Annotated in this window: 16 protein-coding genes; 8 read left to right on the plus strand and 8 right to left on the minus strand. The window is 65.8% G+C overall.

The window, feature by feature from the left end; translation table 11 throughout:
• Nucleotides 1-11 precede the first annotated feature (11 nt).
• From ABC383_RS02830 to ABC383_RS02855, 6 genes are read right to left on the minus strand one after another with little or no spacing between them, the layout of a single operon-like run.
• Entirely contained in the window at nt 12-1,346 is a 1,335-nt protein-coding gene (locus tag ABC383_RS02830; protein ID WP_413011794.1) for a sulfate adenylyltransferase subunit 1, read from the minus strand.
• The gene (cysD, locus tag ABC383_RS02835; RefSeq protein ID WP_413011796.1) at nt 1,346-2,281 is read right to left on the minus strand and encodes a sulfate adenylyltransferase subunit CysD; all 936 of its coding nucleotides are present in this window, start codon (nt 2,279-2,281) and stop codon (nt 1,346-1,348) included. The genes ABC383_RS02830 and cysD overlap by 1 nt, the downstream gene beginning before the upstream one ends.
• 36 nt (nt 2,282-2,317) lie before the next feature.
• Nucleotides 2,318-3,037, minus strand: coding sequence for a phosphoadenylyl-sulfate reductase (locus ABC383_RS02840; RefSeq protein WP_413011798.1), 720 nt, complete (start codon nt 3,035-3,037; stop codon nt 2,318-2,320).
• A complete protein-coding gene (locus ABC383_RS02845) occupies nt 3,034-3,561 on the minus strand; it encodes a DUF934 domain-containing protein (protein WP_413011800.1) in 528 nt (175 codons plus the stop codon). Before ABC383_RS02845 ends, ABC383_RS02840 begins: the two co-directional genes overlap by 4 nt.
• A complete protein-coding gene (locus ABC383_RS02850; protein ID WP_413011802.1) occupies nt 3,554-5,248 on the minus strand; it encodes a nitrite/sulfite reductase in 1,695 nt (564 codons plus the stop codon). Before ABC383_RS02850 ends, ABC383_RS02845 begins: the two co-directional genes overlap by 8 nt.
• 25 nt (nt 5,249-5,273) lie before the next feature.
• On the minus strand, nt 5,274-6,047 hold the full coding sequence (locus ABC383_RS02855; protein ID WP_413011804.1) for a sulfite exporter TauE/SafE family protein: 774 nt from the start codon (nt 6,045-6,047) through the stop codon (nt 5,274-5,276).
• Nucleotides 6,048-6,173: 126 nt separating this feature from the next.
• Here ABC383_RS02855 and ABC383_RS02860 point away from each other — a divergent pair, with 126 nt between their 5' ends.
• The 3 genes from ABC383_RS02860 (at nt 6,174) to ABC383_RS02870 (ending at nt 9,417) form a co-directional block, all read left to right on the plus strand.
• Nucleotides 6,174-7,115, plus strand: a complete 942-nt coding sequence (locus tag ABC383_RS02860; protein WP_413011806.1) for a CysB family HTH-type transcriptional regulator — start codon at nt 6,174-6,176, stop codon at nt 7,113-7,115.
• A gap of 102 nt (nt 7,116-7,217) precedes the next feature.
• Complete coding sequence (locus tag ABC383_RS02865) at nt 7,218-8,216, plus strand: fumarylacetoacetate hydrolase family protein (RefSeq protein WP_413011808.1); 999 nt, start codon at nt 7,218-7,220, stop codon at nt 8,214-8,216.
• Nucleotides 8,217-8,280: 64 nt separating this feature from the next.
• On the plus strand, nt 8,281-9,417 hold the full coding sequence (locus ABC383_RS02870; RefSeq protein ID WP_413016218.1) for an ABC transporter substrate-binding protein: 1,137 nt from the start codon (nt 8,281-8,283) through the stop codon (nt 9,415-9,417).
• Between the two features lie 36 nt (nt 9,418-9,453).
• Here ABC383_RS02870 and ABC383_RS02875 read toward each other — a convergent pair whose 3' ends face one another.
• Nucleotides 9,454-10,311 (minus strand): alpha/beta hydrolase, encoded by an 858-nt coding sequence (locus ABC383_RS02875; protein ID WP_413011810.1) that lies wholly within the window; start codon nt 10,309-10,311, stop codon nt 9,454-9,456.
• Between the two features lie 210 nt (nt 10,312-10,521).
• Here ABC383_RS02875 and ABC383_RS02880 point away from each other — a divergent pair, with 210 nt between their 5' ends.
• A complete protein-coding gene (locus ABC383_RS02880) occupies nt 10,522-10,773 on the plus strand; it encodes a hypothetical protein (RefSeq protein WP_413011812.1) in 252 nt (83 codons plus the stop codon).
• 94 nt (nt 10,774-10,867) lie between these two features.
• A complete protein-coding gene (locus ABC383_RS02885) occupies nt 10,868-11,089 on the plus strand; it encodes a hypothetical protein (RefSeq protein WP_413011814.1) in 222 nt (73 codons plus the stop codon).
• A gap of 57 nt (nt 11,090-11,146) precedes the next feature.
• Here ABC383_RS02885 and ABC383_RS02890 read toward each other — a convergent pair whose 3' ends face one another.
• A complete protein-coding gene (locus ABC383_RS02890; protein ID WP_413011816.1) occupies nt 11,147-11,524 on the minus strand; it encodes a VanZ family protein in 378 nt (125 codons plus the stop codon).
• A 178-nt stretch (nt 11,525-11,702) separates the two neighbouring features.
• On the opposite strand from ABC383_RS02890, the gene surE reads away from it, so the two are divergent.
• The 3 genes from surE to ABC383_RS02905 all read left to right on the plus strand — a co-directional run bounded on the left by surE (nt 11,703) and on the right by ABC383_RS02905 (nt 14,916).
• Complete coding sequence (gene surE / locus ABC383_RS02895) at nt 11,703-12,521, plus strand: 5'/3'-nucleotidase SurE (RefSeq protein ID WP_413011818.1); 819 nt, start codon at nt 11,703-11,705, stop codon at nt 12,519-12,521.
• 126 nt (nt 12,522-12,647) lie between these two features.
• Complete coding sequence (locus ABC383_RS02900) at nt 12,648-13,358, plus strand: TVP38/TMEM64 family protein (protein WP_413011820.1); 711 nt, start codon at nt 12,648-12,650, stop codon at nt 13,356-13,358.
• Between the two features lie 124 nt (nt 13,359-13,482).
• Nucleotides 13,483-14,916, plus strand: a complete 1,434-nt coding sequence (locus tag ABC383_RS02905; protein ID WP_413011822.1) for an MATE family efflux transporter — start codon at nt 13,483-13,485, stop codon at nt 14,914-14,916.
• Nucleotides 14,917-14,929 lie beyond the last annotated feature (13 nt).

Here is a 14,929-nt window from a genome sequence, read left to right on the forward strand (position 1 = left end):
GTCGCTTGAAATCAGGCCAGCCGTATCATGCCGGCCGCCACCGTCTGGTGGCTCACTTCATCGATCAGGATGAAGGCGCCGGTGGCGCGGATATGGTCGTAGCCGTCCGCCGCCAGCGGCTGGGCCACGTTCAGCGATACCCGGGCGATGCCGTTCAGGCCAACCGCGTCGCCGGCATGGCGCTCCTGGGTGTTGATGTCGAGCAGGCTGTCGATCTTCGTCACGCGTGCCGCCACCTGGCGGGTGGTGTGCTTGAGCCAGTACTTGCGGCGCAAGTCCAGCGGTTCTTCCGACAGCCAGCAGATGTCCGCCTCCACGGTTTTGAGCAGCGTGGCGGGCCGTTCGGCCGATGCCAGCATGTCGCCGCGGCTGATGTCCAGGTATTCGTTCAGCAGCAGCGTGACCGACTGGCCCACGGCCGCGCTCTGCAGCGAGCCGTCCAGCGTGACGATGTCCTTCACGGTCGCGCTCTGGCCGCCCGGCTGCACCACCAGCTTGTCGCCGATGCTGACCTTGCCGGCCTCGATGCGGCCCATGTAGCCGCGGAAGTCGTTGGCCTGGTGGCCATCGTGGCGCGCCACCAGCTGCACCGGGAAGCGCAGCGGATCGTCGTGCGACTCGTCATACACGGTCAGCGATTCCAGCAGCTCGATCAGGGTCGGGCCCTGGTACCAGGACAGCTTCTCGCCGCGGGTCACCACGTTGTCGCCGGCCAGCGCCGACAGCGGGATCGGACGGATGTCCTTGAGGCCCAGCTGCTGCGCAAAGGCCTGGTAGGCGGCGACGATGCGGTCGTACACGGTCTGGTCGTAGTCCACCAGGTCCATCTTGTTGACCGCCACCACCACATGCTCGATCTGCAGCAGGTGGGCAATGGTGGAATGGCGCTTGGTCTGGATCAGCAGGTCGACGCTGCCGTCGTCATTGAGCTTTACCTTGGAGACGTCGATCAGGATGATCACCGCGTCCGCGGTGGAAGCGCCGGTCACCATGTTGCGGGTGTACTGCTCATGCCCCGGGGTGTCGGCGATGATGAACTTGCGCTTGGGCGTGGCGAAGTAGCGGTAGGCCACGTCGATCGTGATGCCCTGTTCGCGCTCGGCTTCCAGGCCGTCGGTCAAGAGCGACAGGTCGATGGTGTCGCCCACGGTGCGCTTGTGGCGCGAACGCGATACCGCATCCAGCTGGTCGGCGAAGATGCCCTTGCTGTCGAACAGCAGGCGGCCGATCAGGGTGCTCTTGCCATCGTCCACCGAGCCGGCGGTAATGAAGCGCAACAGGCCGCGCTCGGTCTGTTGCGATGGGCTTTGCGCGGCTTGCGCTGCTTGTGCTACCGGGGCGTTCATCAGAAATATCCTTCTTTCTTGCGTTTTTCCATCGAGGCTTCCGAGGTCTGGTCGTCCATGCGGGTGGCGCCGCGCTCGGTGACCTGGGTCACGGCGGTCTCGGCGATGATCGCGTCCACCGTGGCGGCGTCGGAGGCGACCGGGCAGGTGCAGGAGATGTCGCCCACGGTGCGGAAGCGCACGATGCGCCTCTCCACCTGCTCGCCTTCGCGGGGCGGGGTCAGGTCGGTCAGCGGCACCAGCAGGCCGTTGCGCGGGATCACCTGGCGCTCGTGCGCGAAGTAGATCGGCGGCAGTTCCAGCTTCTCGCGGGCGATGTATTGCCAGACGTCGAGCTCGGTCCAGTTCGAGATCGGGAAGACCCGCATGTTCTCGCCGGGATGGACGCGGGTGTTATACAGGTCCCATAGTTCCGGCCGCTGGGCCTTGGGATTCCACTGGCCGAACTCGTCGCGGAAGGAAAAGATGCGCTCCTTGGCGCGTGCCTTTTCCTCGTCGCGGCGGGCGCCGCCGATGCAGGCGTCGAACTTGTATTTCTCGATGGTTTCCAAGAGCGTCACCGCCTGCGCCGCATTGCGCGAGTCGGTCTGCGGGTTGCGCAGGCGCACGGTGCCGCGCTTGATCGAATCTTCCACGGAGCCGACGATCAGGCGCTCGCCCAGTTCGGCCACCCGCTTGTCGCGGAAGGTGATGACTTCCTCGAAGTTGTGGCCGGTGTCGATATGCACCAGCGGGAACGGGAAGCGGCCGGGGCGGAACGCCTTTTCGGCGATGCGCAGCAGCACGACCGAGTCCTTGCCGCCCGAGAACAGCAGCGCCGGGTTGCTGCACTCTGCCGCGACTTCGCGCATGATGTGGATCGCTTCGGACTCCAGCCAGTCCAGGTGGCGGTTGGCCGCGGCGTCGGTCAGGAAATGTTCGACTGCTGTGTTCATGATGGTGGTCCTACTGTTGTTCAACGTTGTACTGCGTTATGCGATTTGCTTGATGCGGATAAGCTTGCCGTCGACCACGTGCAGTCCGCATTCCTTGGACTCCGGGTTTTCCCACCACCAGCGGCCGGCGCGCACATCCTCGCCGGGCGCGATGGCGCGGGTGCAGGGCTCGCAGCCGATCGACGGGTAGCCGCGGTCATGCAGCGGGTTGTACGGCACGTCGTTGCTGCGGATGTAGTGCCATACATCCTCTTCCGACCAGTCGGCCAGCGGATTGAATTTCACCATGCCGTGCGCCACGTCGTCTTCCTGCACATGCAGCTCGGAGCGGGTGGCCGACTGCGCCCGGCGCTGGCCGGTGACCCAGGCCTTGTTGCCGGCCAGGGCCCGGTTCAGCGGATCGACCTTGCGGATGCGGCAGCATTCCTTGCGCATGTCCACGCTGTCGTAGAAGGCGTTCAGGCCGTTCTGCTGCACGTAGGCATCGACCGCAGCAGGGTCTGGCCGGTAGGCCTCCACTTCATAGCCATAGACTTCGCGGATGCGGTCCAGCATGCCCAGGGTTTCCGCATGCAGCCGGCCGGTCTCCAGCGTGAAGATGCCGATCGGCAGCTTTGCGCGCAGGATCAGGTCGGTCAGCACCATGTCTTCCGCCGCGAGGCTGGACGCGAACACCGCGGGCGTGAAGTCGGCGGCGATGCGCGCCAGGGTCGCACGGGTGGCCGCGACCAGGCCGTCGTAGTCGGCGGAGATCATTTCTGCGCTGCCTCGGCTGCGCGGTCGGCGCGGCGGAACAGGGGCATCTTCTGGTCCCACGATGCCTGGTAGGCTTCCGAGAAATCGGTCAGGCCCTTCAGTGCATCCTCGATGCTGCGGTCCGGCCGCGTGGCGAAGGCATTGAAGCCCACGCGCTGCATGTAGAACAGCTGGTCGCGCAGCACGTCGCCGATGGCGCGCAGCTCGCCGGCAAAGCCCAGGCGGGCGCGCAGGTTGTAGGCGATGGAATAACCGCGGCCGTCGGCGAACTTGGGGAAGTCCACCGCGATCAGCGGCAGCGTTTCCACGTCTTCCTTCAGCGCTTCCGGCCGCTCGTCGCTGGCCAGCCAGACGGCCACGTCGCCGCGCGCCTTGAGCGCGTCGCGGCGCGCCTGCCATACGGCCAGCGGCACGATGACGCGGCCTTCGGGAATGGCGACCGATTCAGCGGTTTCGCCTTCTGCCAGCTTGACTACCTGCCAGTCGTCGGCAACGATCTGGCGGTCCTTGATGATGTCACGCATATGCGTCTTCTCCTGCGTTGTGGTGCGCCTTGATCGGGGTCGCGTACACGTATTCCTTGAATGGGGCCACGCCGATGCGGCGCACGGTGTCGATGAAGCGCTCGTCCTCGGTGCGCTCGCGCACATAGACTTCGAGGATGCGCTCGATCACGATGGGCATCTGGTGCGCCGAGAACGACGGTCCGATGATCTTGCCGATCGAGCTCTCGTTGCCCTGGGCGCCGCCGAGCGACACCTGGTACCACTCGGCGCCGTCCTTGTCCACGCCCAGGATGCCGATGTTGCCGACATGGTGGTGGCCGCAGGCATTGATGCAGCCCGAGATGTTGAGCTCGATGTCGCCGATGTCATGCTGGAAGTCGAGGTTGTCGAAGCGCTCGGCGATGGCCTGCGCGATCGGGATCGATTTCGCATTGGCCAGCGCGCAGAAGTCGCCGCCCGGGCAGCAGATGATGTCGGTCAGGAGGCCCAGGTTGGGCGTGGCCAGGCCGTGCGCCTTGGCTTCCTGCCACAGCGCGAACAGCTCGCCCTGCTCGACGTCGGCCAGCACCAGGTTCTGCTCGTGGGTGGCGCGCAGTTCGCCGAAGCTGTAGCGGTCGGCCAGGTCGGCCACGAAGTCCATCTGCTCGGCCGAGATGTCGCCCGGCGGAATGCCGGTCTTCTTCAGCGACAGGGTGACGATGGCATAGCCCGGAACGCGATGCGGCTTCACATTGCGGTTGATCCAGCTGGCGAAGGCCTTGTTCTCTTCCTGCTGCGCGGCCAGCGCGGCGCCGCCGTCTTCCAGCGTTTCATAGGCGGGCGGCGCGAAGTAGGCGGCCACGCGGTTGAATTCCTGGTCGGTCAGGGTGCTCGGGCCCTCTTTGATGTCGGTCCATTCCGCTTCGACTTGGCGCGCGAATTCCTCGGCGCCGATGGCCTTGACCAGGATCTTGATGCGGGCCTTATAGATGTTGTCGCGGCGGCCGTACTGGTTGTAGACCCGCATGATCGCTTCGGTATAGGTCAGCAGGTGGTCGCGCGGCAGGAATTCGCGGATCACGCTGCCCAGGATGGGCGTGCGGCCCATGCCGCCGCCAACCATCACCCGGAAGCCCACTTCGCCGGCCTCGTTCTTCACCACGGTGAAGGCCAGGTCATGCACGGCGGTGGCGGCGCGGTCCTCGACGGAACCGTTGAAGGCGATCTTGAACTTGCGCGGCAGGTAGGCGAATTCCGGGTGGAAGGTGCTCCACTGGCGCATGATTTCCGCATAGGGGCGCGGATCGACGATCTCATCGGCGGCTACGCCGCAGTATTCGTCGGTGGTGATGTTGCGGATGCAGTTGCCCGAGGTCTGGATCGCATGCATCTCGACCGATGCCAGCTTTTCCAGGATCTCCGGGGTTTCCTCCAGGTTGATCCAGTTGTACTGGATGTTCTGGCGGGTGGTGAAATGGCCGTAGCCGCGATCGTGCTTCCTGGCGATCTCGGCAAACATGCGCATCTGCTTCGAGGCCAGCAGGCCGTAGGGCACGGCCACGCGCAGCATGTAGGCATGGCGTTGCAGGTAGAGGCCGTTCTGCAGGCGCAGCGGGCGGAATTCATCCTCGGCCAGCTCGCCGGACAGGCGACGCCGCACCTGGTCACGGTATTGCGCGATGCGTTCCTTGACGATCTGGAAGTCGTATTGGTCGTAGCGATACATGGTCTATCCTTAATGAGGGCGTCGTTCAGAGCACCAGTTTGGCTGCTACCCCGGTCAGCGTCACGGCCAGCAGGCCGCGCAACGCACGTTCCGGCACCGCACGCGCCGCCAGCGAACCCAGGGTGATCCCGGGCACCGAACCCAAGAGCAGCATGACGAGCAGTTCCCAGTTGATGGACCCGAGCCACCAGTGGCCGATGGCGGCAATGGCGGTCAGTGGTACGGCGTAGGCGATATCGGTGCCAGCGATTTCGGCGGGCTTCAAGCGCGGATACAGCAGAACCAGCAGAGTGGCGCCGACAGCTCCGGCGCCAATGGACGATATTGTAACCAATGTGCCGAGTACCGCACCGGACACGATGGTGGCGGCCACCAGCGCATTGCCCTGCAATTGCCGGCCCGGATGGGCATTCATCCAGTTCTGCATGCGGGTACGGAACAGTATCGCCACCACGGTCAGCAATACCGACACGGCGATGGAGTAACGGATGAACTGGCCGATTTCCTCGTTGAGCGTGCCGAAATGTTTCAGGCCCAGGGTGGCCAGCAGCGCGGCCGGCAGCGCGCCCAGGCACAGGCGCTTGACAATGTTCCAGTGGATATTGCCGTGATAACGGTGGGCAAACGTGCCGGCGGTCTTGGTGGCGGAAGCAAACGCCAGGTCGGTGCCCACCGCGACGGCCGGATTGATGCCGAACAGCAAGGTCAGCAGGGGCGTCATCAGCGAGCCGCCGCCGACGCCTGTCAGCCCGACCAGCAGTCCCACCGCAAATCCCGATCCTACATACGTTAAAGTCATAAGCCCCCGCACAAACGAGCCGGAATCGTAATAAACTTCCCGCTTATGCACAACGACATAGTATTTATTTGCTTATATGCATATGCGTAATATGCATTTCGGCATTCACCCTGACTTCCAGCTCCCATGAATCTTCATCAATTGCGCTTCGTCCGCGAGGCGGTCCGCCAGAATTTCAATCTGACCGAGGCGGCCAAGGCCCTGTTTACCTCCCAGCCCGGCGTCTCCAAGGCCATCATCGAACTGGAGGAAGAGCTGGGCGTGGACATTTTCACGCGGCACGGCAAGCGCATCCGCGGGCTCACCGAGCCGGGCCGGGCGGTGCTGAAGTCGGTGGAAATGGTCATGCAGGAAATCGAGAGCTTGAAGCGCATCGGCAAGGAATTCGCGGCGCAGGACAGCGGCAGCTTCACCATTGCCACCACCCATACCCAGGCCCGCTATTCGCTGCCGCGCGTGGTGCAGCAGTTCGCCCAGAAGTTTCCCAAGGTCAGGCTGTCGCTGCTGCAGGGCAACCCGCGCCAGGTTGCCGAGATGGTGCTGAACGACCAGGCCGACCTGGCGATTGCCACCGAGGCGATCGCCGATGTCGACGGCCTGATTTCGCTGCCGTGCTACCAGTGGGAGCACCTGGTGGTGGTGCCGCCGGAACATGCGCTGCTGCGCGCCAAGCCGCTGACGCTGGAGGAGATCGCCACTTATCCGCTGATTACCTACGATGCCGCGTTCGCCGGCCGCAACAAGATCGACCATGCCTTCGCGCTGCGCTCGCTGAAGCCCGACATCCTGCTGGAGGCGATCGACGCCGACGTGATCAAGACCTATGTCGAGCTGGGCATGGGCGTGGGCATCATCGCCGGCATGGCCTTCGACCCGGAGCGCGACCGCAACCTGCGCGCCATCTCGGCCGGGCACCTGTTCGGCAGCAATGTGTCGCGGGTGGCGATGAAGCAGGGCGCCTACCTGCGCAGCTACGTGTACACCTTCATCGAACTGATGACGCCCACCATCAACCGCAAGCTGATCGACCAGGTGATCAGCGGCGAGCAGACGATGTATGAATTGTGATGCGGCCTGGCGTGGCCGGCGGCGTTGCGGCAAGGCCCGCCGGCCGGAGGCTTGCCGCTATAATGCCGGGCTACTTTTGACCACCATTCCACGCCCCTGCACATGAAGCTAGCCACCCTGAAGGACGGCACCCGCGACGGCCAGCTGGCGGTCGTTTCGCGCGACCTCAAGACCGTTGCCATTGCCGACGCCATTGCGCCCACGCTGCAGCGCGCGCTTGACGACTGGCAGTTCATGGCGCCGCAGCTGATCGAACTGTATGAGCAGCTCAATGCCGGCCGCGCGCCGCGCGCCTTCGATTTCGATGCCCGCAACTGCATGGCGCCGCTGCCGCGGGCCTACCAGTGGGCCGATGGCTCGTCCTATGTGAACCATGTGGAGCTGGTGCGCCGGGCGCGCGCGGCGCAGATGCCCGAATCATTCTGGCACGACCCGCTGATGTACCAGGGCGGCTCCGACGACTTCATCGGACCGACCGACGACATCGTCGTCATGTCGGAAGACTGGGGCATCGACTTCGAGGGCGAGGTGGCGGTGGTCACCGACGACGTGGCCATGGCCGCCACGCCCGAGCAGGCCGCCGGCCATATCCGGCTGCTGATGCTGGTCAACGACGTGTCGCTGCGCAACCTGATCCCGGCCGAACTGGCCAAGGGCTTCGGCTTCCTGCAGTCCAAGCCGGCGACCGCGTTCTCGCCGGTGGCGGTCACACCCGACGAACTCGGCCCGGCGTGGCGCGACGGCCGCCTCCACCTGCCGCTGCGCGCAACCTGGAACAACAATCTGGTCGGCCAGCCCAACGCCGGCGACGACATGGTGTTTGGCTTCCCGCAACTCGTCGCGCACCTGGCCAAAACGCGCAATGTGCGCGCCGGCAGCATCGTCGGCTCGGGCACGGTGTCGAACAAGGATGCGCGCCGCGGCTATACCTGCATCGCCGAAAAGCGTGCGCTGGAAATGATCGAGGGCGGCGAGCCGACCACGCCCTTCATGCGTTTCGGCGACAACATCCGCCTCGACATGCGCGATGCCGACGGCAGGTCCATTTTCGGCGCCATCGACCAGAAAGTGGTGCAGGGCGAGCCGCCGGTCAGCCGCTGAATCCTCATTCGACACAACAACAGGAACAACCATGCAATCCAAACTCTTCCGCTGGTTCGCCGGCATGTCCTGCATTTCGCTGTCCGTGCTGATGGCCCAATCCGCCCATGCGCAGATCAAGGTGGGCGTCACGATTTCCACTACCGGCCCGGCGGCCGCGATCGGCGCGCCGACCCGCAATGCGATGCTGCTGTGGCCCAAGGAAGTGGCGGGCCAGAAGGTCGAATACATCATCCTCGACGATGCGTCCGACACCACCAACGCGGTGCGCAACCTGCGCAAGCTGACCACCGAGGAAAAGGTCGACATCGTGGTCGGCCCCAACACCACGCCGAATGCGCTGGCGATGCTGGACGCGCTGGCCGAGTCGCAGACGCCGATGGTGGCGCTGGCGGCGTCGGCATCCATCGTCGAGCCGCAGGACGCGCGCCGCGCCTGGGCCTTCAAGATGCCGCAGAACGACACCCACATGACCACCATCCTGACCCAGCACATGGCTGACAACGGCGTGAAGACGGTGGCCTTCATCGGCTTCGCCGACGCCTATGGCGAAGGCTGGTGGCGCGAGTTCTCCAAGCTGGCCGAACTGCGCAAGCTGCAGATCGTGGCCAACGAGCGCTTCGCCCGCACCGATACCAGCGTCACCGGCCAGGTACTGAAGATCATGGCCGCCAAGCCGGATGCCGTGCTGGTGGCCGGCTCGGCGACGCCGGCGGTGCTGCCGCAGAAGACGCTGGTGGAGCGCGGCTACAAGGGCCGCATCTACCAGACCCATGGCATCGCGACGCTGGAATTCCTGAAGGTGGGCGGCAAGGACGTGGAAGGCACCTTCTTCCCGACCGGCCCGGCGGTGGTGGCCAAGCAGCTGCCGGAAAACAACCCGGTGAAGAAGGTGGCGATGGATTTCACCCGCCGTTATGAAGCGGCCTATGGCGAAGGCACCGTGACCCAGTTCGCGGCGGACGCCTGGGGCGCCTGGATGCTGATCGCCAATGCCGTGCCCCAGGCGCTCAAGAGCGCCAAGCCGGGCACCTCCGAATTCCGCGCCGCGCTGCGCGCCGCGCTGGAAAACACCCGCGAGCTGACCGTGCCGCAGGGCGTGATCAACATGAATGCCCGCGACCATGTCGGCCTGGACCAGCGCTCGCGGGTGATGGGCCGCATCCAGGGCGGGCGCTTCACCTACGCGTACGGCGGCTAGACGCACAAGGCCTGCCGCCGACTGTCGTCAACGGGATCAGGCGGCGCGCAGGCCTTCCAGCAGCTTCACCGTGGCGTCGAACAGCGGGTCGCCCGGGGCGGCAAGGGCGTCGCAGATGGTCAGATGATTGCGATCGGGCAGCGCCACGTCCGCCGTCAGCCTGTCCTTCCAGACCGACCCGATCAGCGCGTTCTGGCGCTTGAACTCCTCCGATTCCAGCCCGCCCACGGCGGTCACGAAAGGCGCGTCGGCCGCCTGCGGCATGAAGGCCGGCGACAGCGGCCCGATGTGTTCCGTCTTCAGCTTCAGATCCACATTCACATAATCGGCATGCTGCACCGGGGTCAGGTCGTACAGGCCCGACAGCAGCACGCCGCCGCGCACCAGGTCGGCCGGCAGGTCGTCGGCGAAGCGCGGCCACTGGGCCGCCAGCATCATCGCCGCCAGGTGGCCGCCGGCGGAGTGGCCGGCCACCACGATGCGGCTGGGGTCGATGTCGTACTGCTCGGCATTGCGGTACAGCCAGGCCAGCGCCCGCAACTGCTGGCGCGTGATTTCCTCCAGCGAGGCCGTCGGCGCCAGAGTGTAGTTGGTCAGCGCGACATTGAAGCCGGCGCGTACATAGCCGGGGACGATGAAGGAAAAGTCGGACTTGTCCAGCGAGCGCCACCAGCCGCCATGAATGAATACCAGCAGCGGCGCGCCGCGCTTGCTTGCCGGGAACAGGTCCAGGCGTTCCCCCGCGCTCTCGCCATACGCCAGGTCGAGCAGGCCGGCATGCGTGCGGCGCACATGGGCCGAGTCCTTCTGCCAGCGGGTAAAGATGCGGGCATGGTCCGGCACGGCGGCGCGGGCGTTGAACTGGGCATTGTAGTAGGCGGTGGGATCTTGCATCGCAGTGGCGGCGTGAGAATGGAGAGACGGGATGATAGCACCCGCGTTTGCGCTGCTGAAGGCCGGCCCATGCCAGTGCGTCCCCCCGATGGAGGGCGGGGCATTAGTCGCCGCATTCTTGATATTGGTCGCCTGGCCTGCAATCTGGGGATGCAAAAACGGCATGACGTCTTAACATGTAGCTTCCTGACGGATGCGATGGGAGCCGTGATGCCGACCGAGCAGATTGGCGATTATGAAATCGAGTATTCGGGCATGCATCTCGCTGAGAGCGAGGGCTGGACCGCGTGGGTGGAAATCTATGGCCCATCCCGCAATCCGATGCACCGGCAGCCCGTGGTGCCTTCCCAGCGGGTGGCGGTCGAGACCAGTTTTTCCACCCAGCAGGAAGCCGAGCAGGCGGCGCGCCGGATCGCCATCGACATGCTGGAACAAGGCCATCATCGCGCTTCGCCTGGCTGAGCCCGTCCCGAGGCCATCGCAAGGGGGACGCTGTCTGCGTGAACTCTTGCGCGCTGCGGCAATCGGACCGTGATTGTATTGGGAGAATGACGACATGACGATGTGTACTGCATGCAGCGCGCTGCAGCAAGGTGGACACGAGCATGCCGCACTGATGAGTCTGGGCCGTCGTGGCTATATGCAGTCGGCGAAGGCCCGCACCAGCGGCGGCGAATATTTTGTATGCAGGCTGTGCGGCGCGGAATGGCGACGCGAGAACGGCATGCATGAAGTGGTCAGGAAGAAAGCCGGCTGGAGCCTGTCACGGCTGCGCTGATGCGCTGACGTCCGTGCGGCGCGCCGCCTTGCTGCAGGCGCTGCCGCTTATTCGTTCCTATTGCAACGCAGTGCGCCGCGCCAGGGCTGACATCAGCAGCGCGCCGGCGGTTGCTGCCGCCGTATCGAGCAGGACGTCGGTCAGCCGGGCCTCGCGGAACGGCAGAAAGGACTGGTGGAATTCATCGCCGGCGCCGGCCAGCATGGTCAGGCCCACCGCAACGAGCAGGCTGGGACGCCGCATCGACAGCCACACGAGCACACACCAGCCGCCGTAAAACACCACATGGTAGACCTTGCTGAAGTCATCGCGGCCCGGCAGATGGGCAACGGTGGTTTCCTGGCCGCCCATCCAGAGCAGCAGCAGGTACAGCGTCAGCGCGGTGACGGCATAGCAGGCGCTCGGCAGGCGTCGGAGCAGGGCATAGAGATCCATAGTGGGCAGTCCAGGCGGATGAAACGGGCAGACGGTGTCCGCAGAGAGCGGATTTTGCCGGTTCAGGCACGGAATGCGCAAGTTGCGGCAGGGCAGGGGACGCTAGACTTGGGCAACAGCGCCGGCAAGCTGGCGTTGTCCTTGTTCATGGACAGTCATTTTCCGCGAGGCACTCATCTTGTCTTCCTTTCCCGATTTGCCTTCCGGGGCACCCCGAAGCGACGGCCACATCGTCAACCGCATCCTGCTGACCAACGACGACGGCATCGACGCGCCCGGCCTGGCCGTGCTCGAACAGGTCGCCGCCACGCTGGCATCCGAAGTCTGGGTGGTGGCGCCGGAACATGACCAGAGCGGCACCTCCCATTCGATCAGCCTGCACCAGCCGCTGCGCTACAGCCGGCGCGGGGAACGCCGCTTCGGCATTTCCGGCACGCCCGGCGACTGCGTCGTCATGGCGGTGCGGCACCTGATGCAGGACAACCCGCCCGAACTCATCCTGTCGGGCGTCAACCGCGGCGCCAACCTCGGCGTGGAAACCGTGTTTTCAGGCACGGTGGGCGCGGCGATGACGGGCATGCTGTTCGGCATTCCGTCGATTGCGCTGAGCCAGACCTTCGGCGACCCGGCCGCCGTGCGCTGGGACACCGCGCGCCAGGTCGCGCCGGACGTGATTCGCCGCCTGTATGCCGCCGGCTGGGACATCCATGCCTGCCTGAACGTCAACTTCCCGAATGTGGCCCCGGCCGAGGCCGGACCGCTGACGCTGACCCGGCAGGGCGTGGGTCTGGTCAAGGGCATCAACGTGGTGCCGCGTACCGATCCGCGCGGCCTGACCTATCACTGGCTGCAGTTCCACCGCGAAACCGTGGAGAATGCGCCCGACACCGAAACCGCGGTGGTGCGGGCCGGCGGCATCGCGGTCACGCCGCTGCGCTTCGAGCGCACCAATGAAGACGCGCTGGCCCATCTGCGCAATGCGCTGTCGCAGCGCTGAAGGAGGCCGTCGCCGAGCTGGCGGCGTGGCAGGCAACGCATAAAATTCAAAGGGCGGACCATCCACGCACCGACTTTTGAGCGACAATTAACCGTTCATCGAACAAGTGCAGCAGGATGAAGCATCATGGACGGGCGACGACCACGCAGCATAGGACGCGCGATCCTGTTGCTGCTGCTTTGCGCGGCACTGGTTTTCTGGCTGCTGTTCGCTTCGCCCGTCGCTGCGCTCAGGCGCATCCAGGAATGGATAGACAGCCTGGGCGCCTGGGGGCCTGCAGTATTCCTTCTCTTCTATATCGTGGCGGTGGTGGTGCTGGTGCCGGGCTCCATGCTGGCGCTGCTGGCCGGCCTTGCCTACGGCATGTGGGGACTGCCGCTGGCGCTGGCCGCCGCCACCACCGGCGCGTCGATATCCTTCCTGATCGCGCGGCACCTGCTGCGTAGCCAGGTGCAGGCCATGACCCGGCGCCGCCTGATATGGCGCGCTTTCGAGCGTGCGGTCAGCGAGGGCGGCTGGCGCATCGTTGCCCTGGTCAGGCTCAGCCCGGTGCTGCCGTTCAATCTGCAGAATTACTTTTTCGGCATTACCCGTATTCCGTTCCGGCACTACCTGCCGGCCACGCTGCTGGGCATCGTTCCGGGCACCACGGTCAATGTCTCGCTGGCCACCGCCGGCTATGCGATCAGCATGGACGGCATCGCCGATCTCTGGCATCCGCTCAAGCTGCTGCTGTTCGCCCTCGGGCTGGCGGTGACCGGCATTGTCTGCTGGACCATCACCCGCCGGGTGCGCGCCATCCTGCGCATTGCCGCAAAGGCGGCAGGCGAGCCCTGATCCTTTCCCTGCACGACTGCGATTTGCTGTCGATTTTCGATCCAGGCGATGCCTTCGTTTTTTACATGATGACCATCATAAAAAAGAGTATAGTGACGGCACCCGACATCGCATTGGAGCCGTCATGAATCCATCGCCCGACCACACCGCAGCCGCCGCGTCGCCACCGAGGCCGGTAGCCGTCGATCCGCGCACCCGCATGCTGCTGGAAGCGCCCATCGTGCCGACCCTGCTGCGCCTGGGCGCGCCGAACGTCGCGGTGATGGCCGCGCAGGCGGCGGCCGGGCTGATTGAAACCTGGTTCGTCGGCAAGCTCGGCACCGACGCCCTGGCCGGGATGGCCCTGGTGTTTCCCGCCGTGATGCTGATGCAGATGATGTCCGGCGGCGCCATGGGCGGCGGCATCGCGTCCGCGATTGCGCGCGCCATCGGCGGGCGGCGGCACGACGACGCCAATGCGCTGGTGCTGCATGGCGCCGCCATCGCCATCGGATTCGGCCTGGCCTTCACGCTGGCGGTGCTGCTGGGCGGACGCTGGCTGTATGGCGCGATGGGCGGCAGCGGCGCGTCGCTGGACGCGGCGCTGACCTATTCTTCCTGCGTGTTTGCCGGCGCGACCCTGATCTGGCTGTTCAACGCGCTGGCGGCGGTGGTGCGCGGCACCGGCAACATGGCCGTGCCGGCGCTCGTGACCTGTGCCGGCACGGTGCTGCTGGTGCCGCTGTCGCCATTGCTGATCTTTGGCTGGGGCCCGGTGCCGGCGCTGGGCATCGCCGGCGGCGCCATCGCGCTGCTGCTGTACTACCTGCTGGGCACCATCGCGCTGGCGGCTTACCTGATGTCCTCGCGCAGCCTGCTGCGGCCACGGCTGCGCGGCCTGCGTTTTCAGCGCGCCCTGTTCTGGGACATCCTGCGCGTCGGGCTGGCCGGCGCGGTGTCGACCGTGGCGACCAATGTCGCCATCGCGGTAACGACCTCGCTGGTCGGCGGCTTCGGCAGCGCATCGATCGCCGGCTACGGCACCGCGTCCCGGCTGGAATACCTGCTGGTGCCGCTCGTGTTCGGCCTCGGCGGACCGCTGGTGGCCATGGTCGGCACCTGTATCGGCGGCGGCCAGCGCCGGCGCGCGCTGCAGGCGGCATGGCTGGGCGCGGCAATCGCCTTCGGCCTGACCGAAGCGATCGGCCTGCTGGCGGCAGCCTTTCCGCTGGCCTGGCTGCGGCTGTTCGACACCGATCCCGCGATGCTGGAAGCCGGCAGCCTCTACCTGCGCACCGTCGGACCGTTCTACGGTTTCTTCGGCCTGGGGCTGACGCTGTATTTCGCTTCCCAGGGCGCGGGCCGGCTCAAGTGGCCGGTGCTGTCCAACCTGGCGCGGCTGGCGGTGGGCGCCATCGGCGGCTGGCTGGCGCTGCGCTGGGGCGGCCTGGCGCTGGTATTTGCGGCGCAGGCGCTGGCGCTGGTGGTGTACGGCGTGCTGAATGCGGCGACGGTGGCGGCCGGCGCCTGGCAGGGCGCGCTGCAATGGCCGTTCCCGCGGCGCGGCATGGTTTCCTGAGCGGGCGCGCCGC

This window comes from Noviherbaspirillum phoenicis, assembly GCF_047237965.1.
GTDB lineage: Bacteria > Pseudomonadota > Gammaproteobacteria > Burkholderiales > Burkholderiaceae_D > Noviherbaspirillum_A.